Annotated in this window: 19 protein-coding genes; 2 read left to right on the forward strand and 17 right to left on the reverse strand. The window is 30.5% G+C overall.

Annotated features, from left to right (window positions below):
* Window positions 1–531: 531 nt before the first annotated feature.
* A complete protein-coding gene (locus KPL38_RS06110; RefSeq protein ID WP_216288242.1) occupies window positions 532–1,056 on the forward strand; it encodes a hypothetical protein in 525 nt (174 codons plus the stop codon).
* A gap of 46 nt (window positions 1,057–1,102) precedes the next feature.
* Here KPL38_RS06110 and KPL38_RS06115 read toward each other — a convergent pair whose 3' ends face one another.
* The 11 genes from KPL38_RS06115 to KPL38_RS06165 all read right to left on the reverse strand — a co-directional run bounded on the left by KPL38_RS06115 (window position 1,103) and on the right by KPL38_RS06165 (window position 15,112).
* Window positions 1,103–1,831 (reverse strand): flavodoxin family protein, encoded by a 729-nt coding sequence (locus KPL38_RS06115; RefSeq protein ID WP_216288244.1) that lies wholly within the window; start codon window positions 1,829–1,831, stop codon window positions 1,103–1,105.
* Window positions 1,832–1,910: 79 nt separating this feature from the next.
* Complete coding sequence (gene clpB / locus KPL38_RS06120; RefSeq protein ID WP_216288246.1) at window positions 1,911–4,508, reverse strand: ATP-dependent chaperone ClpB; 2,598 nt, start codon at window positions 4,506–4,508, stop codon at window positions 1,911–1,913.
* Window positions 4,509–4,665: 157 nt separating this feature from the next.
* Window positions 4,666–5,040, reverse strand: coding sequence for a hypothetical protein (locus KPL38_RS06125; RefSeq protein WP_216288248.1), 375 nt, complete (start codon window positions 5,038–5,040; stop codon window positions 4,666–4,668).
* Between the two features lie 145 nt (window positions 5,041–5,185).
* Window positions 5,186–6,178, reverse strand: coding sequence for an NADH:flavin oxidoreductase (locus tag KPL38_RS06130; RefSeq protein ID WP_216288254.1), 993 nt, complete (start codon window positions 6,176–6,178; stop codon window positions 5,186–5,188).
* 91 nt (window positions 6,179–6,269) lie between these two features.
* A complete protein-coding gene (add, locus tag KPL38_RS06135) occupies window positions 6,270–7,262 on the reverse strand; it encodes an adenosine deaminase (protein ID WP_216288256.1) in 993 nt (330 codons plus the stop codon).
* 80 nt (window positions 7,263–7,342) lie between these two features.
* The gene (locus tag KPL38_RS06140; protein ID WP_216288258.1) at window positions 7,343–8,320 is read right to left on the reverse strand and encodes a CPBP family intramembrane glutamic endopeptidase; all 978 of its coding nucleotides are present in this window, start codon (window positions 8,318–8,320) and stop codon (window positions 7,343–7,345) included.
* A gap of 250 nt (window positions 8,321–8,570) precedes the next feature.
* Window positions 8,571–9,941, reverse strand: a complete 1,371-nt coding sequence (locus KPL38_RS06145; RefSeq protein WP_216288260.1) for a SpoVR family protein — start codon at window positions 9,939–9,941, stop codon at window positions 8,571–8,573.
* A gap of 7 nt (window positions 9,942–9,948) precedes the next feature.
* Window positions 9,949–11,139: a sporulation protein YhbH gene (gene yhbH, locus KPL38_RS06150; protein WP_216288262.1), complete on the reverse strand. Its 1,191-nt coding sequence runs from the start codon at window positions 11,137–11,139 to the stop codon at window positions 9,949–9,951.
* Window positions 11,140–11,143: 4 nt separating this feature from the next.
* Window positions 11,144–13,066, reverse strand: a complete 1,923-nt coding sequence (locus tag KPL38_RS06155; protein WP_216288264.1) for a PrkA family serine protein kinase — start codon at window positions 13,064–13,066, stop codon at window positions 11,144–11,146.
* Window positions 13,067–13,261: 195 nt separating this feature from the next.
* Window positions 13,262–13,675: a bis(5'-nucleosyl)-tetraphosphatase gene (locus KPL38_RS06160; RefSeq protein ID WP_216288267.1), complete on the reverse strand. Its 414-nt coding sequence runs from the start codon at window positions 13,673–13,675 to the stop codon at window positions 13,262–13,264.
* Between the two features lie 219 nt (window positions 13,676–13,894).
* Window positions 13,895–15,112 carry an NAD(P)/FAD-dependent oxidoreductase gene (locus tag KPL38_RS06165; RefSeq protein ID WP_216288269.1) on the reverse strand — a complete coding sequence of 406 codons (1,218 nt, stop codon included), beginning with the start codon at window positions 15,110–15,112 and terminating at the stop codon, window positions 13,895–13,897.
* Window positions 15,113–15,401: 289 nt separating this feature from the next.
* Here KPL38_RS06165 and KPL38_RS06170 point away from each other — a divergent pair, with 289 nt between their 5' ends.
* On the forward strand, window positions 15,402–16,619 hold the full coding sequence (locus KPL38_RS06170) for an alanyl-tRNA editing protein (RefSeq protein WP_216288271.1): 1,218 nt from the start codon (window positions 15,402–15,404) through the stop codon (window positions 16,617–16,619).
* Window positions 16,620–16,653: 34 nt separating this feature from the next.
* Here the strand turns inward: KPL38_RS06170 and KPL38_RS06175 are convergent, their stop codons facing one another.
* The 6 genes from KPL38_RS06175 to thiD all read right to left on the reverse strand — a co-directional run bounded on the left by KPL38_RS06175 (window position 16,654) and on the right by thiD (window position 22,893).
* Window positions 16,654–17,988, reverse strand: coding sequence for an SH3 domain-containing protein (locus tag KPL38_RS06175; RefSeq protein WP_216288273.1), 1,335 nt, complete (start codon window positions 17,986–17,988; stop codon window positions 16,654–16,656).
* Entirely contained in the window at window positions 17,981–19,204 is a 1,224-nt protein-coding gene (locus tag KPL38_RS06180) for a 6-phosphofructokinase (RefSeq protein WP_216288276.1), read from the reverse strand. Before KPL38_RS06180 ends, KPL38_RS06175 begins: the two co-directional genes overlap by 8 nt.
* A gap of 229 nt (window positions 19,205–19,433) precedes the next feature.
* The gene (gene thiE / locus KPL38_RS06185) at window positions 19,434–20,057 is read right to left on the reverse strand and encodes a thiamine phosphate synthase (protein ID WP_216288277.1); all 624 of its coding nucleotides are present in this window, start codon (window positions 20,055–20,057) and stop codon (window positions 19,434–19,436) included.
* Entirely contained in the window at window positions 20,047–20,883 is an 837-nt protein-coding gene (thiM, locus tag KPL38_RS06190; RefSeq protein WP_216288279.1) for a hydroxyethylthiazole kinase, read from the reverse strand. Before thiM ends, thiE begins: the two co-directional genes overlap by 11 nt.
* Window positions 20,862–22,076 carry a putative hydroxymethylpyrimidine transporter CytX gene (gene cytX, locus KPL38_RS06195; protein WP_216288280.1) on the reverse strand — a complete coding sequence of 405 codons (1,215 nt, stop codon included), beginning with the start codon at window positions 22,074–22,076 and terminating at the stop codon, window positions 20,862–20,864. The genes thiM and cytX overlap by 22 nt, the downstream gene beginning before the upstream one ends.
* Window positions 22,069–22,893 (reverse strand): bifunctional hydroxymethylpyrimidine kinase/phosphomethylpyrimidine kinase, encoded by an 825-nt coding sequence (gene thiD / locus KPL38_RS06200; RefSeq protein ID WP_216288281.1) that lies wholly within the window; start codon window positions 22,891–22,893, stop codon window positions 22,069–22,071. The genes cytX and thiD overlap by 8 nt, the downstream gene beginning before the upstream one ends.
* Window positions 22,894–22,911: the final 18 nt, after the last annotated feature.

The raw sequence follows: 22,911 nt of genomic DNA on the forward strand, positions 1-22,911 counted from the left end.
AAGAATCTACATTTAATATAATAAAATTAGTTTTACCTGTCAATTTTCTGTAAAAAGGAAACTGTTTAAACAGGTGTATTTGTGTTGCTTTTTTTTATTCATAGAAAAAAATAGTTCTTAACTTTTAGAAATTCAACAACAAATAAAGCAACATTAAATTTCTTCAGGATACATTTTCACTTTTCAACCCACATTCTAAATCCTAATATTTCCATTATTGTTTTTTCATAAGTTAGTTAACACTATCACATGATTGTATATACTACATAATAAAGCAATAATCCAGAGTTGTAAACCGTAATATATTTTTAGTTTACAATGTGAGGTTATAGCAATTGTAAATTTTCAGTAAAACTTCTTGAATTATGTTATTTCTGTGTCTATAATATACATTAAGTAGTTATATATAATATAATTTGTGATATATATAATACAAACTATAATTTAATAAACAATTGTAGAATAATTCGGTATGGCAAAAAAATTCAAGTTAGTAAATCTATAAGTTAAAAATTATTTGAGTTGTATAATTTGAAAGGAAAAATTATGTTTGCTTGGAATGAAAGGAGAATTGTAATGTATACTATTGATAACTTAATTGATAAATTGATTAAAATTGAGGAAGAAGGATCTAATTTATACTTAATAATATCTGAGAGTGTTAACATTGAAAAAAAGCTACAAATTATGGCTAAAATTCTTTCAGATGAGGAAAAAAAACATATTATCATATATGAAGAATTCAAAAAAAATTCTACTACATATGATAACATTGAAGTTGAACTTGCCACTTATGATAGGGCAGTTGGATTAATTTATGAATTTTCAAAAATCAAAACAAGAAATAGCATAAAAAATGTAAGAGAACTTTTCAAATTTGCACTAATATTTGAAAAAGAAAATTTAGCATTAGTTCTTATTATTTTAGGCCTATTTGTTAAATCACATGAAGACATTAACTCAAAAAATTATATGATTGTGTCTGAAATTGTTAAAGAAGAACAAAAACATGTTAACTTAATAGAAGATATTATAAAACGATATTCTATTATTTGATAATATACAGTTATTTCTACAAACACAATGTCCCATAAACTTTTTATCATTTATTTATAATTTTATTTAGAAATTTACCAAAGCCTGTTGCTATTAAACTTTTAAAAATATTTATTTTGCATTTAAAATAATATGCATTAGAATTCCAATCTTTTTCTTTCCAATACTCACTGTCAAGTCCTATCAATTTATATGCAAGTACTTTTTGGACTTGAAAGTTTATAAGTGCTTTTAATGATGGTTTATAGCTCTCTTTTTTCATACTGAGATGGTTAATAAAATTGTCACAATCACTTTTCGAGATTTTATTATCGATGTTTCTAATGCTTCTTCCTATTTTCCCTGCATTAAAACCGCCCCATTGAATAACTACTTTTTCTAAATAGTTTAGAGTATATTTTAGTCCAGATCCCTTTGTTGTAGATATAACTAAAACTGGTTTGCCATAGATTTCTGGTCGATGAAACCATCTACATGTTCTATCCACAAATGTCTTTAACTTCCCAGATATATTTTCCATATAAACTGGTGAAGTTAAGATTATTCCATCACTTAATTTTATTTTCTCCATAATATCAAAAACTTGATCCGTAAGTACACACCCCCCTTTAACCAAACAATGCTCACAACCAATACAAGGTTTTATATTATAATCAAATAGATTTATTATCTCTACATCAATATTGTTACCTTTTAATATTTTTTTAACTTGAGTTATAAGATCATAAGTATTCATTTTTCTATTGCTTGAATTTATAGCTATTACCTTTAACATAGCACCCACCCCTTACTTTTATTATATCAAAAAAGGATGCCAATAGGCATCCTTCTCTTTAATGTTATAAATTTTAATATTAGTTTGATTCTATTACAATTTGGTTATCTTTAACAGATACATTTACGATTGAGCCATCATTTATATCTCCTTTTATTATCATCTTTGATATAGATGTTTCTAACGCATTTTCAATATATCTCTTAAGTGGTCTTGCTCCATAAACTGGATCATAACCTTCCTTTGCCATAAGTTGCTTTGCACTATCTGATACTTTAATAGTTATATTCTTATCCTTAAGCCTATTTTGAATATCTGCAAGGAATATATCAACTATTCCTTCTATTTCCTTTGTTTCTAAAGGTTTAAATAATATGATATCATCCAACCTATTTAGAAATTCTGGTTTAAATTTAGCCTTGAGCTCACTCATAACCTTATCACGAATACCCTTCTCAATGCCACCACTTTCTTTATTTTCTAAGAGATAATCGCTCCCAATATTTGAAGTCATGATTATTATACAGTTTTTAAAATCGACTACCTTGCCCTGATTATCAGTTAAACGTCCATCATCTAATATTTGAAGGAATATATTAAATACATCCTCATGTGCTTTTTCTATTTCATCAAATAATATTACACTATAAGGTTTTCTCCTAACAGCTTCAGTAAGTTGTCCACCCTCTTCATAACCTACATAACCTGGTGGAGCTCCTATAAGTCTTGATACAGAATATTTTTCCATGTATTCTGACATATCTATCCTTATTATATTATCTTTACTTTCAAATAATACCATAGCCAAAGTTTTAGCAAGTTCTGTTTTACCAACCCCAGTAGGTCCAAGAAATATGAATGAACCAATAGGTCTCTTAGGATCTTTAAGGCCAGCTCTTGCTCTTATTACCGCATTTGAAACAGCAGTTACTGCTTCTTTTTGGCCAATTACTCGCTTAGATAACTCATCTTCTAATCTTAGAAGTTTTTTCCTTTCACCCTCTTCAAGGTTTGTTACAGGTATACCCGTCCACTTTGATACTATCTCTGCTATTTCCTTTTCAGTTACCTCTTCCTTAAGCATAGATGTTTCATTATTTTTATGGATTTCTCCTTCTTTTTCTTTTATTTTTGCTTCTAATTTTGGAATTACTCCATATTTAAGCTCTGCTACTTTGTTTAAATCATACTCTCTCTCAGATTTTTCAATGTCGCCCCTTGAAATATCTAATTTTGCTTTTAAGTCTCTAATTTCAACTATTTTAGATTTTTCCTTCTCGTATTTTGATGTCATTTCATTATCTTTATCTTTTAAATTGCTTAACTCTTTCTCAAGCGTAATAAGCCTTTTCTTTGATGCATCATCATTTTCTTTAGATAATGCCTTCTTCTCAATTTCTAATTGAAACACCTTTCGTTTAAGCATGTCCATCTCAGTTGGCATGCTATCTATATCAGTCCTTATCATTGCACATGCCTCATCTATAAGGTCTATTGCTTTATCTGGAAGAAATCTTGATGTTATATATCTATCAGAAAGTTTTGCTGCTGCAACAATTGCTGAGTCATGGATTCTTATGCCATGGTAAACCTCAAATTTTTCTTTAAGTCCTCTAAGTATTGACACAGTATCTTCCACTGTAGGTTCATCAATTGTTACTGGCTGAAATCTTCTCTCTAGAGCTTTATCTTTTTCTAAATATTTTCTATATTCATCAAAAGTAGTTGCGCCAATACAATGTAAACTTCCTCTTGCAAGAAGTGGTTTTATCATGTTACCAGCATCCATAGAACCCTCTGATTTACCTGCCCCAACAATATTATGGATTTCATCTATAAATAAAATTATTTTTCCTTCACTATTTTCTACTTCTTTAAGAACTGCTTTAAGTCTTTCTTCAAACTCACCCTTAAATTTAGCACCAGCAATAAGAGCTCCCATATCTAAAGAAAATATTATCTTATTCTTAAGTCCTTCTGGTACATCTCCCTTTACAATTCTTTGTGCAAGTCCTTCAACTATAGCGGTTTTACCTACCCCAGGTTCTCCTATAAGTACTGGATTGTTTTTAGTTCTTCTAGATAGTATTCTTATAACTCTTCTAATCTCTTCATCTCGTCCAATTACTGGATCTAATTTATGCTTTTTAGCTTGTTCAACAAGATTTGAGCCATATTTTACCAGTGCCTCGTAAGTACCTTCTGGATCGGCATTATCTACTCTCTGATTCCCACGAACAGTAGAAAGCACACTTAAAAATGCATCTTTAGTTATATTGAATTTTTTTAATATATCTACTATCTCATTAGTTTTTACATCCATAAGCCCAAGCATAACATGTTCAACACTTATAAATGAATCTTTAAATTTTTTAGCTTCATTTTCTGCTTTAACAAAAACCTCATCAAGCCTTCTTGTTGCATAAACAGATCCATTGTCTACACCACTTCCTGATACTTTTGGCATATTATCAATTACTTTTTTAATTTCTGTGTTTAGCTGAGTTATATTAACCCCCATTTTACTAAATATGTTGGGAATAAGCCCTTCCTCCTGAGCTATTAGCGCTGCAAACAAATGTATTGTATCTACCTGTTGATGATTATTTTTTACAGCCAATAATTGTGCCTCGTTTAGTGATTGTTGAACCTTTACTGTTAATTTTTCTACATTCATATAATAACCCTCCTTTAATATATAAATTAATCACCATAGCAACTTAGATTCAAGTCACCAAAGTGATCATATTTTTTAGTGTTCTCAGTTTTCAGTAATGTTTACAAATTTATTATAAGTAAACTTTCTGCCATGCATTAAAGTATCATTTATTGTGCTACTTTAGTACTGCTTGTGCTATTTTAACAAGTTGCTCTTTACTTAAAGCCTCTAAATACTTTTGCCGTTCCAAAAATGAACACTCTTCCAAAAGTTTTCGTGCTTTACGAGTTTCTACATAAATACCCGAAAGCATTAAATCTTTACTATTCGAATCCATATAATGCCTTCGCCAAATGTTATAATATTTTGTTGCGGTACTTTCACTGTAGCCTTTGTTTATTAGTTTCATTATACCTGCTTTTCTATCTTGCTTTTCAAAGCATTCGCAAAGTTTATATATTTTTTGAAGCATTATCATCTTTCTTTTCCTTCCTTCGTAGGTAGCCAGGAAACATACAAAATAGAAGTTCCTTTTTATTTTTTTGTCCATATACGATTTCTATTCACCTTACAGTATACCATAATTTAGATAAAATAAACGCAATTTATCTATCATTTGATAAATTATTCTAAATAAACCACCAATTTATAAAAAGTTGGTGGTTTATTACCCTTATGTTTTTTTATTTACAAATTTATTCTAAACTCTTAATAGCTTTTTCAGCCCACTTTGAGTCCTTATATATTGCCCTAGCAACACCAATAAGATCAGCTTTTCCATCACTTAGAAGTTTTTCAGCAGCAGAAACCTTCGTAATTCCACCTGTAAGCAAAACTGGAATAGACACAACTTTTTTAATAGCCTCAGATAGAGGTGAAAAATACCCTTGACTAGTGTTCCCCGGAATAATAAATCTACAAAAACCGCCCGAAATATCAAGAAGATCTACACCAGCTTTCTCAAAAGCTACTGATGCAATTTTGCTATCCTCAATTGTGATTCCACCCTCCATATTGTCTGTTGCACCTAACCTAAGAAGTATTGGAAAATCATCTCCAACAACGTCACGTACAGCTTTAATAATATCTAAGTGTATTTTAATTCTGGAAAGTAAATCCCCACCATATTCATCTGTTCTTTTGTTAGTTAAAGGAGAAAAAAATTGATTTAAAAGATACCCATGTGCAGAATGAATTTCTACACCATCAAATCCACCTTCTTTAACACGTCTTGCAGCATTTTTAAATTCTAATATTATATTTTTGATTTCCTTTATTGTAAGTTTCTCTGGTACCTCACTTGAACACGGATTAGCAATAGATGATGGACCTACTATATCTAACCCTGTAACTTCTTTACTTGCTGCACTTCCAGCATGATTCATTTGCATTATTGCTTTAGATCCATTTTTATGAATTGTTTTTGCAAGTTTTGTTAAACCTTCCACCATACTATCATCTGCAACAGAAAGCTGCCTTTCATTAGCCTTTCCTTGAACTGTAATAAAACTATGTTCTACAATAATAAGTGAAATATATCCACCCATAGACTTTTCATCATAGTAATCTAATATCTCTTTACTAACCTTTCCATCTTTTTCTGATTTCGACGTAGCCATCGGTGGCATAACGAGCCTATTTTTTAATTTCAACTTGCTGTTTTCTAAATATTTAAGCATATATGACATTTTATTACCCCCATATAGTTAATTGTTTTTATAATTTTATTAATATATCAATAAAACTTCAGTGCTTATTAACTTATATTGTAATCATCAACTAAATATATTTTCTTAACCATTGCTTTGTTTCAAAATCAGTAAAAGCTGCATCAACACTATTGTAATATATTTGTTTATATTCTTCAAAAGTAATTCCAAAAATTTTAAATAAGATTTCACATTCCTTAGTCATATTTGTATCTGATACAGTCCTATTGTCAGTATTAATTGTTACCTCTATTCCATCATTATAAAAATTGTAAAATGGATGGTTTTCAAAAGCATCTATTGCTTTTGTCTGAATGTTACTTGTTAAACACATTTCAAGAGTGATTTTTTTCTCCTTTACTATGTCATATGCTTCAACACAATCTTTTATAAATACTCCATGGCCAATTCTTTCTGCTCCCAAAAGTTCTACTGCTTCCAGCACATTTTTGCCTATTCCTGTTTCGCCTGCATGAATAGTTACTCTATACCCATATTCTCTAGCAAGTGCTATAGGTTCTATAAACTTACTACAAAATCCTTCTCCTTCAGCACCACATAAATCTACTGCAACTACACCTTTTGATAAATATTCTTTGCCGGCTTCTACGACCTCAAATGCTTTATTTGCAGACATAAATCTCATGCAACAGAGTACTATATTGCCTCTTATATCAAACGTTTCTTCTGCGTCCTTAATTCCTGTTATTACACTCTCTATTACTTCACAAATACTTAACCCCTTTGTTATATGAAGTAATGGTGCAAATCTAACCTCAATGTATTTAACATTTTCTTTTGCAGAATCCTCAAGAAGTTCATATGTAATTCTCCTTAAACTCTCCTTTGATTGCATTACTAAATTTGGTATTTCAAACCTCTTTAAGTATTCATCAAGTGATTTACATTCCTCTGGAGCAGTAACTTCTTTTGTAATATTTTTAATATCATAATAAGGAATACTTATCTTCTCGTCTTTTGCTATATCAATTATCGTTTCCGGTCTTAAGCTACCATCCAAATGGCAATGCAATTCAATTTTAGGTAAATCTATATATTTCATATAACTCTCCTTATAATATCATTAAGCTTTATTTTTAGTTATTATTAAAATGTATTATTCCTCTCTACAAATAGTATATCTTAATATCTTGATATGACTAGTATGGTGATAGCTATAAAGTACATAGCTAATGGGGTATACTGCATTATTTTTTTACCATTATTTCTTGGTAAAGTTTCTTTACTAAGTGATTCTATTAAAGCATTTTCATCTTTACATTCCTTTAGACTTCTTAGGTTTATATATAATATTGCTCCTCCAATTAAAAAGAATATTGAAGCTCTCAATAAAACCACAAGAAAACTAGCATTAAGTGCTGCTTTTGTCGCCGCTACTTGTGCTTGGTCCATCACAGCATTTTGGCTCCCATTTCCTATAATATTTGCGTAATTCATTGCAATCTTACTTATTGTAAAAGAGATTGCATTATTGGCTGCGTGAAGCGTCATACTCCCAACTATTGAACCTGTATATTCCCTTACCTTTAAAAGAACGAATCCCAAAAACATTACATAAACAATTTGCATCACATTACCATGAAACGTAGCGAATATACAAGTTATTATGAAATATTTCATTTTTTTATTTACACCTTCATATGCGTCTAAAAAAACTCCCCGGAAGAACATTTCTTCAAAAAATGCTGGGAGTAAAACTACTACCAGCACTCCTAATAATAATGAGCTAGTATTTAGCAATTTAGATATTTGCATGCTATCTTTAATTGCAACAGGAAATAACTTCATGCTTACAGAATTAACCCCCACTGCAAAAATATAAGTACCAACTGCCACTGATACAGTTAAATAAACCTGCCTTACAGATATTTTCTTTATTACCATTACCTTATTAAAAGGTTTTTTAATGATTTTGCAATATAATAAAGCCATTCCTCCAAGTGCTACAACACTAGTTCCTCCTGAGAGTAGTAGCGATATATTTCCACTAATTGACCCCTTTAGTTTAAAAAATATATTTGCTATAGAAGGTGCTAAAACAAATAACAGTAAAGCCACTAATAATAATATATTAGCTAATAGGATTTTTTTATTTTTCATAAACTTTCTCCTTAAACTATAAAATTTTCTTAATCTTAACACCTTTCCTTTGAATTTACACATATCTGTAATTTTAATACTCTAACATATATGATAAGCCAATCACCAATAATAATCAATTATATATAATGAAAGTTTCTGTAACCTTATTAGGGTATAATATATATTGTATAACAAAAAAACCGTACCTCTTACAGTACGGTTCGTACTTCAGTACGGTGCATTCTTTCAGTGCGGTCTATAGTTCTATCTATACTATTTTTACTACTACCTTGTCATCATCACATATAAGTCTAATCTGATTTCCAATTCGTGTTGTTTTTAAGGTTACAGTATGACCCCATAACTCATGTATATACTTTAATGTAGCTTCTGCATAAGCAGTATTTAATTCTCTCCCATCATAAACATGCTCTAAATTTAATGTTTTGTCCTTTTGCGACATTTCTGTTATCCGTATAAGTGGGATACTACCTACCCCACAATTACTAGCTAAAGTATTTCTAATACTTTTAAAACCATTATCATCTGCAACTTCTTTGACTACATAGTTTCCATCTTTTGCAGCATATTCAAATAAATTAAGTTCCTCACATAAATCCTGTGTTAAATACTTTCTTAAAAATGATTCATCTCGCTCTATTTCTCTAACTTCAAATATTTTATTTTTTCCATATCTTTTTAATATATCTTCAAATATCTTAAAACCTATGAAATATGGGTTTATAGATCCTTGCCCTGGAGCTATGACATCATTATGACGTTTAATGAATTCCAAATATAATTCATCTGGTAAATTCAATTTCTTTAATATATTATAATGCCAAAAGCTAGCCCAACCTTCATTCATTATTTTAGTTTCAATTTGAGGCAAAAAGTACGAGGTTTCTTGTCTTACAATTTCTAGTAGACTTTTTTCCCATTCCTCAATATCTCCATATTTTATAATAAAATATAGAATATCATCTTCTGGCTCTAAAGGTATTTTATTTATTTCTGGAAAATGAAGTTTTACGTATGGTTCCAAATTGCTATGGACCTCATTATTGTTTCTATAATGCTCTAAAATTCTTTGTTTTAAAACCTCACCTGGTACTCTTTTTTCTCCAACAACCCTAGATGTTTGAAGTTTTATTGCATGGGCTGCATCTAATATTCTTTCTACCTTAACGTATCCTATACTTGGATCATTTATAAAACCTCTTACCGTATCTGCATGGAATTTAAACATTTCTACAGTATGCTCAGCTCTAGTCCCTTCCTTAAAAAGTCTATTGTTTTTAAAAAAATCGTTGTGTCCATAAACATGAGCTATAGTTAATATTTGCAATAGCAATGTATTTTCCTTCATTAAATATGCTAAACAAGGATCAGAATTTATAACCATCTCATATGGTAACCCGCTTAGATTGTATTTATATGTTGTGCTATTTTTTTCATAAGATTTACCAAAGCTCCAGTGGGGATAACTTGAAGGCATCCCCAGATACGATTCATAAGCAAGCATATCTTTATATCCAATTATCTCAAATTCTTGAGGGTAGTAATTAAGTCCTACTTCATTTACTATAGCTTCTATTCTTTCATTCCAATTCTCCAACTCTTTTACGGTAAACCCCAAAACAATATCACCTCTCTCCATCTTTTTGTAGCATATATTTAAGAGCTTTCCACAAATCTTGTTTTTGCTTTATCTCAACTGAAAGAAAATTTTCATTAAGTACACCCTTAGAAAAAACATCTTTCATAGAAGAAGAATAGTAACTTTTCATAAGCTCAGCATAACCAAATAAATTACTTACCTCGCATATGTTTTTCGCAGCCTTTATGGCTTTGTCATTGTCTTCTGACCAATTGTCTCCATCACTTACGTAAAAAACATACACATTCCAATTGTCAGGATTATATCTTTTATCAATGATTTCTAAAGCTTTATTTAATCCACTAGATATATACGTACCACCTGATTCAACTTTGTGAAAAAAATCAACTTCATTTACCTCCTGGGCAACGGTTGTATGTGCAATAAAGCTAACCTCTACATTTGAATATTTTGATTGGATAAATTGAGATAGTACAAAGAAGAAGGAACGTGCTAAATACTTTTTTGTAGTGTCCATTGATCCCGATACATCCATTACACATAAAATAACTGCGTTTGATTCTCTCTTTAATACTTTCTTTACTCTATGATATCTTAAATCTTCATTTTTAAATGGCAATTTTTCATTTTTTTCTATTTTCTTAATTTCATTAAGATCCGCTTGTTCTATTAAAGCTTTGTTTTTCGCTTGTTGCCTTTTAATTTTCTCCGCAACTGTTCTTTTTTTTGCAAGTCGTGGATTAATGCCATGTTTTTGATATCCGGCCCTTTTAATACCATTCTCAGTTAAAACTTCAGAAAATTTCTTCTTATCCATATCGGGAAGTTCTAAATCTTCTAATAGGTAATTTAATGCATCCTCGAGTGTTATCTCAGTTTCGTAGATATCTTCCCCTTCCTTATCTCCTGCTTTAGTTCCACCTTTTCCTTCGCCTTCAGCCTTTTCTTTACCTATAACTTGATCTCTTTTTTCGCTGCCATCACCGCTTCCTACTCCGCCCTTATTCTTACCGAAAATAAATTCATATTCTTTTAACCCTTTTATTGGTATCTTAATTTTTTTATCCTTACTTTGACCTATAATGCTTTCTTCTGACAATATATCTCCCAGGTTTTCTTTAATAGATTTCTCAACAAGCTGGTTATGCCTTCTCCTATCCTCTGAAGCTCTATCATGCTCTATGGGAGTTACGTTATAGTCCCTAAATATTGCCATGACTCTAGTCCTTCCATAAATTATTGGCTGCATATTTCAGTATTACATCACAACAATGATCACAATATCCATTTGCCTTCATTTGCTCAACCATCACGTTATATTTTTCATCTTGATCTTTATCGCGAACCCTAGATCTAGTTATAATTCTTGATAGTTCTTTTACTGAGCTTGTTAATTTCTTTTCAATTGCTTCCTTTAATGGCTCATAAGAATCATATTTAATTTTTCCACCATTTCTAACCACGTAAAACATGTATGAAGTTACATCACTTCTGAATCCCTTTGAAGAGCTTTCAGATATTCCGATTTGTTCCTCAATAGACCTCATAAATGGCTCATCTGCTTGAAGTTCCTCACCAGTAGCTTTGTCTTTTAATTTTGCTTTATTCACAAAGGCTTCTGCATTATCTATATAGTTGTCAAATAAACTTTCTGCTTGTTCCTTATAACTGTGTATAAAAGCCTTAGTTACTTCTTTCTCCAATATTTTGTTGTATTCCTTTCTAATATTATCTTGAACAAAACCCATATACCTCTTCTTTTCATCTTCAGCTATGTCCATTTCCCTAACGGATTTAATTATACTTTCCATAATACTTAGTGGATTAATACAATCTGATTCTGAATCCGAGATAGCGTTATCTATTGCTTTTACTATAAATCTTGTTGAAATTCCATGCATACCTTCGTCAAGTCCTGCTTCTTCCCTTAATTCACTAATATCTATTTTCTTAGTAGTTCCATTTTCTACTATTTCTTCGCCATTATAAATTTTCAGCTTTGTTATAGGATCTACCTTATTTGATGGTGTAAACCTTGAAAGCAATGCAAACATCGCAGCCGTTTCGATTGTGTGTGGTGCTATGTGAGGCTTAAAATTACTCTTTTTAAGTATCTTATCATAAATCTTAATTTCTTCATTTAGCTCAAGGCAATAAGGAACCTCAACCTTTACAATTCTATCTAAAATAGCTTCATTTGTATGATCGGACTTAAATCTATTCCACTCTGCTTCATTAGAATGGGCAATAATTATACCATCAAAATAAATCATAGACCCCTTGCCTGGGGATGGTATTGATTTTTCTTGAGTTGCAGTTATTATAGTATGAAGATACTCTACATCATTTTTAAATACTTCTATAAATTCTACTAGTCCACGATTTCCAACATTAAATGCACCATTAAGAGAAAATACCCTTGGGTCATCTTCTGAATACATATCCATTTTAGATATATCAACGGACCCTGTTAAAATTGAAGTATCTTGATTGTTAGGATCTACTGGTGGAACAACACCTATACCTTTTCTTGATCTTATTGAAAATGAAGTTGTAGTAACTGGAAAATCTTCATATTTTCCACCATATTCATGAATTAACCTATGCTTACATGATGGGCAAAGATCCCCTTCTATTTTTACTCCAAGCATTTCCTCAAAGTCGTCCCGTAGATGCTTTGGTACCAAATGCAATGGTTCTTCATTCATAGGGCATCCATCTAAAACATATACAGGTTCTGTATTTTCAAAAGCTTTCTTTAGAGCTTCTACAATTGATGACTTACCGGCTCCTACAGGTCCTGCTAAATACAATACCTGCCTTGATTCTTCTCCCTTCATCGATGCAGAATAAAAGTAACTTACAAGTTTCATAAGTACCTTATCTATTCCAAAAAAATCATTTTTGAAAAATTCATATCTCTTTATAATATCATTACCATATATTTTTCTTATTCTAGGGTTTTCTTCAGGCCTTAGAATTTCAAAGCCTCCTTTTATTATCATGTCATACATTCTCTTATGAGATAACTTAGCCTTATCAGGATCTGTTTTGATTATATCTAAATATTCTAAAAAAGTTCCATTAAATTTACTTTTTGCTTTTCCCTCTCTATCCTTTTGTATTATATTTTTAAAATCCATTCAATACCTCCTAAATTACTATTTTTTTATATTAGTAATTATATGCAACTATAGTCTCTTAACATGATAAATAATAAAAAAAACTTTGAAAATTTAAGAAATACCATTATAAAGTATACGTTTTTCATTTATATACTTTAAAATGGTATTTTCGCACTGTGATTTCTTTTAAATTAGCCACTGATAATTGAACACTTATTTCGACTTAGCAATAAATTTCCATGCTTGTTCCAAAACATCCTTGCTGCTTTTATAGCTTAATAATTGTTTTGCAAACTGGAAGCTTGCCCACTTAAAATCATTTAATTCCTCTAATTGAATATGAACAACCTGATTTTCCACATTAGCTAAAAAGAATATAACCTCTTTCATAGTTCCTTGTTTTATTGAATATTCTACCGATACCCTAAATCCGTTTATTAGATTAACCTTTAACCCGGTTTCTTCAAAAATTTCTCTTATTGCTGTTTCTTCTTCACTTTCATTTATTTCAACATGACCCTTTGGGAAACCCCAATGACCATCATTTTTATCACTAATGCTTAAAAACTCTAAATTCTCACCAATTCTTCTATAAATCACAGCCCCACAAGATTTTTCAAGATTCATAATAGCCCCCACACCCCTTACTTCTATTTTTGTGATACACTTAATTGTAAATTATTAATATTAAAAACTACTTTAAATTTATGCTCTATAGCCAAAATTATACTTTATATTTAAAATATTATTAAATAAAATTAATTAAAACTACTATTTATTATTAAGTGTCTAATATTTTACTTGCACAATAAAAAACAAGCCCACAAAAATGTGAACTTGCAAACTTTATTTGTCAAATCTATCAACTTTAAATAGTCTTAAATCTTCACTACGTGTTCCTAAATATAGTTTGCTAAGCATCATTCCACCTAGCATTGAAAACAGGATTCCATTAGCTCCATACCCTAAGCAATACCACAACTTATTATTATCTGGATCTTCTCCTAAAAATCCCAAATTATCTTTTGTGGATGCAAACGCACCACAATATTTATATTCTACTTCTATATTTTTAATGTCCTTAAACATAAATTTTAACCTTTGCTCTAATAAATCATATTTTTCTTTTGCAGCCTTTTCATTAAATATATCTGGTACAAAACTTATATCTTCCCCACCTATAATTATTCTATTATCCTCAGTAGTTCTATAATAATTATAGGGTAAATTATTATCACGAATAAGTGCCCTTTTGTACCAACCTGAAAAGTCACTAACAGGTTTTGTTGCCAAATTAAAAGTAGTAGTTTTAGTTCCAAAGTTTCTTTTGCTAAATAATCCTGTATTATACCCAGTAGCTACTATAACTATTTTCCCCCTTACTTTATAACCAAAAGTAGTATCAACGAGAACCCCACTATTCTCGTAATTCACAGATGTAACCTCTGTGTTCTCATAAACTCTAGCTCCTTTTTTGATGCTTATATCTATAAGCTCATGAGTATACTTATATGGATCAAATTGTGCTCCACCATTGTTAGAGTATACTCCAGCTTTTAAATCAAAGCCAAAAGGATTATTAGTATCATCAATAAATTCTACATCAAATCCATTCTCTTTTCTAATTCTATATTCTTCATAAATCTCATTAATTTCTAATTTCTTAGAGGTATATAATAATGTATCTCTTTTGGAATAATCACATTTATTTCCATATTCATTCATAATATTATCGATCTCATTTAAAGCTTTTATTCCCATTTTATAGGACCTTATTACATCTGTTTTAGTTGTAGCTTCCATTAAATCATTCAACTTATCATCTAATTCATACTGAAGTAATGATGTTGTCAGTCCTGTACTACAATATCCTATTCTATTTTTCTCGAGTATAACACTTTTAATATTGGCTTTTGAAAAGTAATATCCTAAAATACTTCCTGTAACTCCACCTCCTACTATTATCACATCAGTTTTTATATTTTCTGTTAAATAATCATACTGTTTTGGTACTTTGTTTGTTTTTGTGAATATAGGTTCCCCTTGTACATATTGCAAATTCATCGTATACCACCTAACCAATTATATTTTTTATAAGTTATTAAAATTTACTCTAGTTTAATAATACAATCCATTTATTAACTTTAAATATAGTATTTCTTAATTTATGTTTCTATATACATATAATAAATATTAAGATTTAAATATCCTGTTTGTTATTTTGTATACCATAATCTTTTTATGTTACAATATAGATTAAAGTGCCTAAAAATATAAAATGCAAAGTGAATCTTATTTGTATTTTATATTATCATAGCTGTGTTATATAAATGATAAAAGGAGATGTTTAAGTTTGGAAAAGTTGTACTATGAAGATCAATATAAAACAGAATTCACAGCTGAAATAATAGATGTAATTGAAAAAGAAAACAAATATCATGTTGAATTAAATAGAACGTATTTTTATCCAAAGGGTGTTAACCAGCCAAGCGATACGGGACATATAAATGGATCTTTAGTTATAAGCGTATACGAAGAAAACAATAGAATATATCATATATTAGAAGTTAAGCCTTTGAAAATTCATAAGGTCAAGTGTATTATAATCTTTGATTTTCGATATGATTATATGCAGCAACATTTAGGTCAACATATACTGTCCTCCTGTATTTCTGATTTATTTAATATAACTACTATTGGTTTTCACCTTGGTTTAACTTCTTCAACTATTGATCTTGCTAAAGGCATTGGTGCCGAGGAAATTAGAGATTGCGAGAAAAAGGCTAACGATATAGTTAATGAAAACATTAAAGTAGAAGCTCTGTATTTAACAAACTCAGAACTAAAAAAATTATCAATAAAAAAGATTTCAGTAAGATCTGGTGAAAAAATTAGGATTATCAAAATTGGTGATATTGATGTTTTTCTATCGCAAGATTTATATCCAGATTCCACTATTGAAGTTCAACTAATTAAAGTTATAAATTTTAAAAAATATAAAAGTGGGATAAAAATTAAATTTATATGTGGACAAAGAGCGGTTTCTGATTATGTTTTAAAATTTGAAGCCATCGAAAAAATATCTAAGCTCTTATCCTGCAATAATAATACACTTATATCAAAAGTAGAACAGCTTTCTAGTGAACTTAATAAGGCTCTTACAGAAAAGAGTGCATTAAAGGCAGAGGTTGCTACATATGAAGTTCAAAACATGATAAAAGAAGCTGAAAAAATAGATGATGTTAGGATACTTAAATACATTTATGATAAAATGGACCCTAAATATGCTACCATGTTAGCAACAAAATTAGTATCCTCATCAAAGGTTATAGTTTTATTTGGAATAAAACTTAAAGATAAAGCAAACCTCCTGTTTATGTGTTCAAAAGATTTAAAAATTATAGGAATGGATTCTCTTTTAAAAGATGCAATAACTCTTATAGATGGCAATGGCGGTGGAAGCGAATTTTCTGCGCAAGGTGGTGGAAAAAATAATAATAATTTAGATTCTGCGCTAGATTATGCCTTAAGTAAAATTAAAGAAAGTATACTCCCAAGACCAAAATTTTAGATATTAATTTGTATTATAAGTAGATTATTTAGAGTTAGTCTTTGATAACAAAGTCTCTAGCTCCATATAATCCTTCAATGTAGGTTTTACCATCCACTGATAATCCAATGCATAGTGGTGAAACCATTACCTCACGCACTTTATAATATTTTAGACTTCCACCACTACCCTCTTTATAAAAGCCTGAGAAATCATGAATAATATAATGCTTCCCATTTTCGGCACCTAGATATAACATTCCATGTCCATCCATATATACTGAGGCTCCGGGTCTCAATTTATCAAGTATCTTTTTTCGCTCCCCTACTGTCATACTTTCCTTCATTTCATAAAAATTACCCACTGCGAGTTTACCTTGTTGCTCTGCATTCCTAGGTAGTTTTATATTCATACTTCTATATATATCCATTATAAAACTTGTACAATCTCTTGAGTTAAACATACCTCCCCATCCGTATCTTTCACCTAAAAATTTAAAAGCATTAACTAGAATATTTTCTCTAGTATATGGTAAATACCCTACTGATAACTCTTCGTTTCTTGCAATTAATGCTAATTTAAATTTTACTTTACCACTATTACTTCTTGTCGGAAGTTTAACTACGTAATTACCTGTAGCATTTTGACCATAAACATCTACTTTTACCTCATTAATATTAGCAAGTGGTATTCTAATACCCATATCAAGTTTGACTTCAGATAATTGATTATTTAATGGATTATAACCTGTAAATACTCTTTTCCCTATAGTTACTATGAAATTTTTTGTATTAAGATAATTGAAAAGTTCTTCTTTTTTAGCTATGGCTACATCTTTTTTAGGTATCCATGCTAAATAATTGTACATCTGAGCTAGATACCATTTGGAATCCTTACTTTCAAACAAAATGACAAGGGCTTCAACTGGATAGACAGCAGTCTCTTGAAATCTGTCAAACTCATAATTATCACCATTTTTAAATACCCTATCATAGGTCGGAAATGTTCTCATCATAGTCTTTCTAACAGTAATCCCATATGTAATACTGTTAATATTTTTTATTCCGCAAATGTTACAATTATCCACTAACTCTTTATAATATTTAGGATCTAATAACAACTCATCCTCATTGAACATTTCATATTTTGGTAAAACACTAACGGTGTTTAACTTATTTATTAGTTCTTGTCTACTAAAACATTCTTTGTGATTTTCTAATTCCACTATTGGTCCATTCGCTATTACATTACTACTATTGTATATTTCAATATCCTGTTTGCTCATAATAGCACACGTCATATTATCAGATTTCATCCAATATTTTGGATAAAGCATTTCTTCCTTTAATTCTGGAATATTCGAATAGAATAGATTATATACCTTACTCATTTTTATTTAGAATTTTTGGTACTTTAGATGCGCGAAGTCTGTGTGCATAATGCATTTCTGATCCTAATAGTGGCCTAGCATAATTTATAAATGCTTCAGTTACATTATTACATGCACTATTAATAAACTCATCTGGCATTACCTTTGTCTTGCCTGCTACAAGCTCAAGTGGTGTAAGTCTATAATCTACTGAATAATGACCAGTTCTATGAATAGTAATTGAACCACCAACATTATCCCAAAGTGCATACTGTGCAGCTTTTTCTCCTACTTCGCGAGCTTCATTTCTATCTACATCTGAGACACATCCCATAAAACATCTTTGAGGATATCCGAATGTATCAGATCTAACTCTTTTAATATTCAGATGATTTTTAATGTACTTACCTAAAAGATCACCTAATGCTCCCGTTCCTGAAAGCTGTATATTTCCATGAGCATCTTTTTCTACTCTATCCATAAGACTTGCAATTATTGGTACCCCTTTTTCATCTTGAATCCCTTCTGAAACAGCTATTACACATCGTCCATATTTATCATAAACGTTTTTTACATCAATTAGAAATTGTTCTATCTTAAAAACTCTTTCAGGTACATATATTAAATGCGGACCATCATCTTCATATTTTTTTGCAAGTGCCGCAGCAGCCGTTAAAAAACCTGCATGACGTCCCATTACTACTCCTATATAAATTCCTGGTAACGCTCTATTATCAAGATTAGCTCCAATAAATGCATTGGTAATATATTTAGCTGCAGATCCATATCCAGGAGTATGATCATTAATCATAAGATCATTATCTATAGTTTTTGGTATATGAATTGCACGAAGTTCATAATTTGAAATTATAGCTTGCTGGTTTACTATTCTAACTGCATCTGACGAGTCATTTCCTCCAATATAAAAGAAATATCTTATTTCATGAGCTTTAAGGACTCTAAATATTTCCTTACAATATTGTTCATCTGGCTTATCTCGTGTAGATAAAAGTGCAGATGACGGAGTCATAGCAACCTGTTCTAAATTATGAGTTGTCTCGCGACTAAGATCATGAAAATTTTCATTAACTATACCATTCACTCCATTTATAGCACCATACACTTTTGTCACCTGCGCAAATTTTCTTGCCTCGAGTACCGCACCAACTAGTGATTGATTAATAACAGCAGTTGGTCCTCCTCCTTGTGCAATTAAAACTTTACCCTCGATTATCATAATTCTCCCCCCTCATATTTAGCTACTACCATTTTAAATTTATTTAACTTAATATTGGTGTTTAATTTAAAAATTATTAGTGAACTTTGCTTGCTATAATATATATATTATAGCATATTTGTATTTTATTACATTAATTGTACAAATTTTAAAAATGTATGGAGCCTAACAGATTATTAATCATATTAGGCTCCATACATTTTTGTTTATTATTTAATTTTCACTATCTTTATTTCATTGCTACTACTAATTTTTCTGTTGCTTCTTTAACACATTTTTTTGCAAGAATATCAGAGATCACAGCTACTCCATCAATATTTGCTATTTTTAATAAATTCACATTTTTCTGCGTAATACCACCAATAGCAACAACAGGAATAGTAATATTATCTTTGATTTCTTTTAAGTTATGCACAGAAACCGCACTAGCATCGTCTTTAGTAGTTGTAGGGAACATTGCTCCCACTCCTACATAATCAGCTCCTTGTCTTTCTGCCTCTTGTGCCTGCTCTAGTGTTGAAGTAGAAATCCCCATTATTTTATTATTTCCAATTATGCTTCGTGCAACACTAGCAGGCATATCACTCTGGCCCAAATGAACTCCTGCAGCATCTACCGCCAAAGCAATGTCAATTCTATCATTTATTATTAATGGAACATTATGTTTATCTGTAATAATTTTTATTCTTGATGCGACATTATAAAATTCTAAAGTACCTATATCCTTTTCTCTAAGTTGAACTAATGTAGCTCCACCTTTTATTGAATCCTCTACTGCAGTATATATATCTGTATCCAAAAGCATTTCTCTATCTGTAACAAGATAAAGACTATAATTGATTTTATTCTTCATTTATTTTGCTCCTTTTATTTATTTCATTTTCACATAAATTATACATAGCATCTATCATTTTTACTCTAAATGTTCCCGAGCCTTCAATTTCCTTATCTAACCTTTCGTATGCTGTTTCACCGGATATTCCCATTGAAACGACTCCTGCGAGAGCAGCTATTAAATTGTTTTTTCCTGCCCCTAAATAACAACCAATAACTGCAGTACACATACACCCAGTACCTGTAACTCTAGACATCATTTTATGACCGTTTGATACGGTATAAAGATTTTTTCCATCCGTTATAATGTCTACCTCTCCTGTTATGGCTACAACTGTATTAAATTTTTCAGCAAAATTTCTTGCCATTTCTTTTGCCTTTGCAAATTCATTGCTACTTACATCAAAACTCTCAGAGGCATCTACTCCTCTTGTTACAGTATCAATACCATATATTAATTTTATTTCAGACAAATTTCCTCTTATTACTGCTAATTTAACTTCACCCATAATTTTTTTACAACTTTCGTTTCTATACGATGTAGCTCCTACTCCCACAGGGTCTAATATAACTGGTATATTTAATTCATTTGCTTTTTTCCCTGCCGCTATCATAGCCTCTATTGAACCAGTATTTAGTATTCCAATATTTAAAACAAGCGACGATGCAAGCGATACCATCTCGCGTACTTCATGAATATCCTCTGCCATAACTGGTGAACCACCTATAGCTAGTGTTATATTTGCACAATCATTGATAGTAACATTATTGGTTATCTGGTGAACTAAGGGTGTTTTTTCTCTTAAATTATTTAGCAATGTAATTATTTTGTTGTTAACTTCCATTTTGACATCATCCTCCAACTTATTAAATATATAAATCCTGTTATAACCATATCAGGTACTGTAGCTCCAAATACAAGATCATGTTTTAAAAACCAATAATAAAGTAATATCCCTATAATCCATATTATTATTGCTCCCCAATTTACAAGTATATTCGATTGTGTTTTTATATTTTTCTTGATTATAAAATAATCTGTGATAAGGATTGCAAATAATGGTGCAAAAACTGACCCTATAGCATATAAAAAGCTTTCATAGTTTTCCATAGGAATTATGATTGCTACAAGTGTTCCAATAATGGTCATAATAATACCAATTTTCTTGTCACTGTATTTGGGAATAATGTTTAAAAATGAAACTCCTGCTGAGTACACATCTAAAAATGTAGTAGTTACTGTTGATAATACTACTATTCCAAGAGCTGCTATCCCTAAATTAGCTGCAAGCATCATAACTGATGGATCTGAATTTTTTGAAACTATAGCAGCTCCAAGTCCTATAATAAACATCCATGAACTACCAAAAAAATATCCTATAAAACTTCCATAAGCTCCGCCTTTTTCACTCTTTGCGAACCTAGTATAATCTGCAATTAAAGGTAACCATGACAGAGGCATAACTATACTTAATTCTAATGCACTTCCAAAGGAAATTCCTCCGGTTCCTGCTTTTAGGAGTAATGTCTTATCTTTAAATATTATTGAACCCAATATCAATGTAAGTATAAAAAGAAGAGATACGGCTGTAATATTTAATTTTTTCATCCCACTGTTTCCAAAACAAAGCCACAAAATAGTTAGTATGCCTATAAATATTATAAATACTAATACATTATTAAAACCCCATAAATTTTGAGATATTAAGTTTATAGAATTAGCAGCTACCTTTAGCATAATTGCAGTCCAACCAATTAACTGAAGTATATTTAAAATTGAAAATAAATAAGTGCTATATCTTCCAAAAGAAATATTTGTGGAAGTCATTGCTGGTACTTTTTCACGAGTACCAATTATACCCCCAAGTATAAGTATCCCAGTGCCTATTAAATGTCCTAGAAGTATTACTACTAATCCAATTTTAAATCCTAAAGGTGCAATTAACCCTCCTGTCATTATTTCAGCAATAGAAACTGCAGCTCCAAACCATAAAAACACAAATGTCCAAAAGCCTAGTTTTTCTTTATCTTTAGTCATTATACATCCCCGCTTTTTCATATAATTCATAGAAATGATTTGTAGGCCCTACCCCATGTCCAATGTCTAATGAATGTTTAATTGCGATTGTTATATATTTCTTTGATTTTTTTATTGACTCCTTCATGCTTTTACCAAGTGCCAAATTTGCAGCTATGGCCGAAGACAAAGTACATCCCGTTCCATGAGTATTTTTTGTATTTATTCTCTCTGATGTAAAATGTATGATTTCAAATCCATCATAAAATACATCTACTGCCTCTCCCTTTATATGTCCCCCTTTTAATAGTACATTTTTACAACCAAGCTTATACATTTCCTTAGCCGCTTTGTCCATTTGTTCCACAGTCTCTATGTCTGGAGCATCCAAATTTCCTTCGCGAAGAATTTCTTCAGCCTCTGGTACATTAGGAGTAATAAGTGACGCTAGTGGTATTAGTTTCTTAATTAAAGCTGACTTTGACTCTGGCTTTAACAATGAATAACCACTTTTAGATATCATTACAGGATCAAGTACTATGTTTTTAGGCTTGTATTGCTCTAATTTCTCACATATAGCATCTATTGTTGAAATTTGTGATACCATACCAATTTTAACTGCATCCACAATTATATCAGTAAAAATAGCATCAATTTGTGCCTTAATAATTTCTGCATCTAAATCCCGAACTTCAAAAACTCCCATAGTGTTTTGTGCTGTTATTGCTGTAATAACACTCATTGCATATACACCATTAGCACTTAGACTTTTTAAATCTGCTTGTATTCCTGCACCTCCACAGCTATCAGACCCTGCTATAGTTAAAACCTTTTTCATATAATTTCCTCCTATTAA

Source organism: Clostridium psychrophilum (genome assembly GCF_018861705.1).
GTDB lineage: Bacteria > Bacillota > Clostridia > Clostridiales > Clostridiaceae > Clostridium_AD > Clostridium_AD psychrophilum.

Coding starts and splice junctions, on each gene's coding strand:
- KPL38_RS06115 (WP_216288244.1), bottom strand. CDS start 1,831: ATGTTAAAGGTAATAGCTATAAATTCAAGCAATAGAAAAATGAATACT.
- clpB (WP_216288246.1), bottom strand. CDS start 4,508: ATGAATGTAGAAAAATTAACAGTAAAGGTTCAACAATCACTAAACGAG.
- KPL38_RS06125 (WP_216288248.1), bottom strand. CDS start 5,040: ATGGACAAAAAAATAAAAAGGAACTTCTATTTTGTATGTTTCCTGGCT.
- KPL38_RS06130 (WP_216288254.1), bottom strand. CDS start 6,178: ATGTCATATATGCTTAAATATTTAGAAAACAGCAAGTTGAAATTAAAA.
- add (WP_216288256.1), bottom strand. CDS start 7,262: ATGAAATATATAGATTTACCTAAAATTGAATTGCATTGCCATTTGGAT.
- KPL38_RS06140 (WP_216288258.1), bottom strand. CDS start 8,320: ATGAAAAATAAAAAAATCCTATTAGCTAATATATTATTATTAGTGGCT.
- yhbH (WP_216288262.1), bottom strand. CDS start 11,139: ATGGCAATATTTAGGGACTATAACGTAACTCCCATAGAGCATGATAGA.
- KPL38_RS06155 (WP_216288264.1), bottom strand. CDS start 13,066: ATGGATTTTAAAAATATAATACAAAAGGATAGAGAGGGAAAAGCAAAA.
- KPL38_RS06160 (WP_216288267.1), bottom strand. CDS start 13,675: ATGAATCTTGAAAAATCTTGTGGGGCTGTGATTTATAGAAGAATTGGT.
- KPL38_RS06165 (WP_216288269.1), bottom strand. CDS start 15,112: ATGAATTTGCAATATGTACAAGGGGAACCTATATTCACAAAAACAAAC.
- KPL38_RS06175 (WP_216288273.1), bottom strand. CDS start 17,988: ATGAGTAAGGTATATAATCTATTCTATTCGAATATTCCAGAATTAAAG.
- KPL38_RS06180 (WP_216288276.1), bottom strand. CDS start 19,204: ATGATAATCGAGGGTAAAGTTTTAATTGCACAAGGAGGAGGACCAACT.
- thiE (WP_216288277.1), bottom strand. CDS start 20,057: ATGAAGAATAAAATCAATTATAGTCTTTATCTTGTTACAGATAGAGAA.
- thiM (WP_216288279.1), bottom strand. CDS start 20,883: ATGGAAGTTAACAACAAAATAATTACATTGCTAAATAATTTAAGAGAA.
- cytX (WP_216288280.1), bottom strand. CDS start 22,076: ATGACTAAAGATAAAGAAAAACTAGGCTTTTGGACATTTGTGTTTTTA.
- thiD (WP_216288281.1), bottom strand. CDS start 22,893: ATGAAAAAGGTTTTAACTATAGCAGGGTCTGATAGCTGTGGAGGTGCA.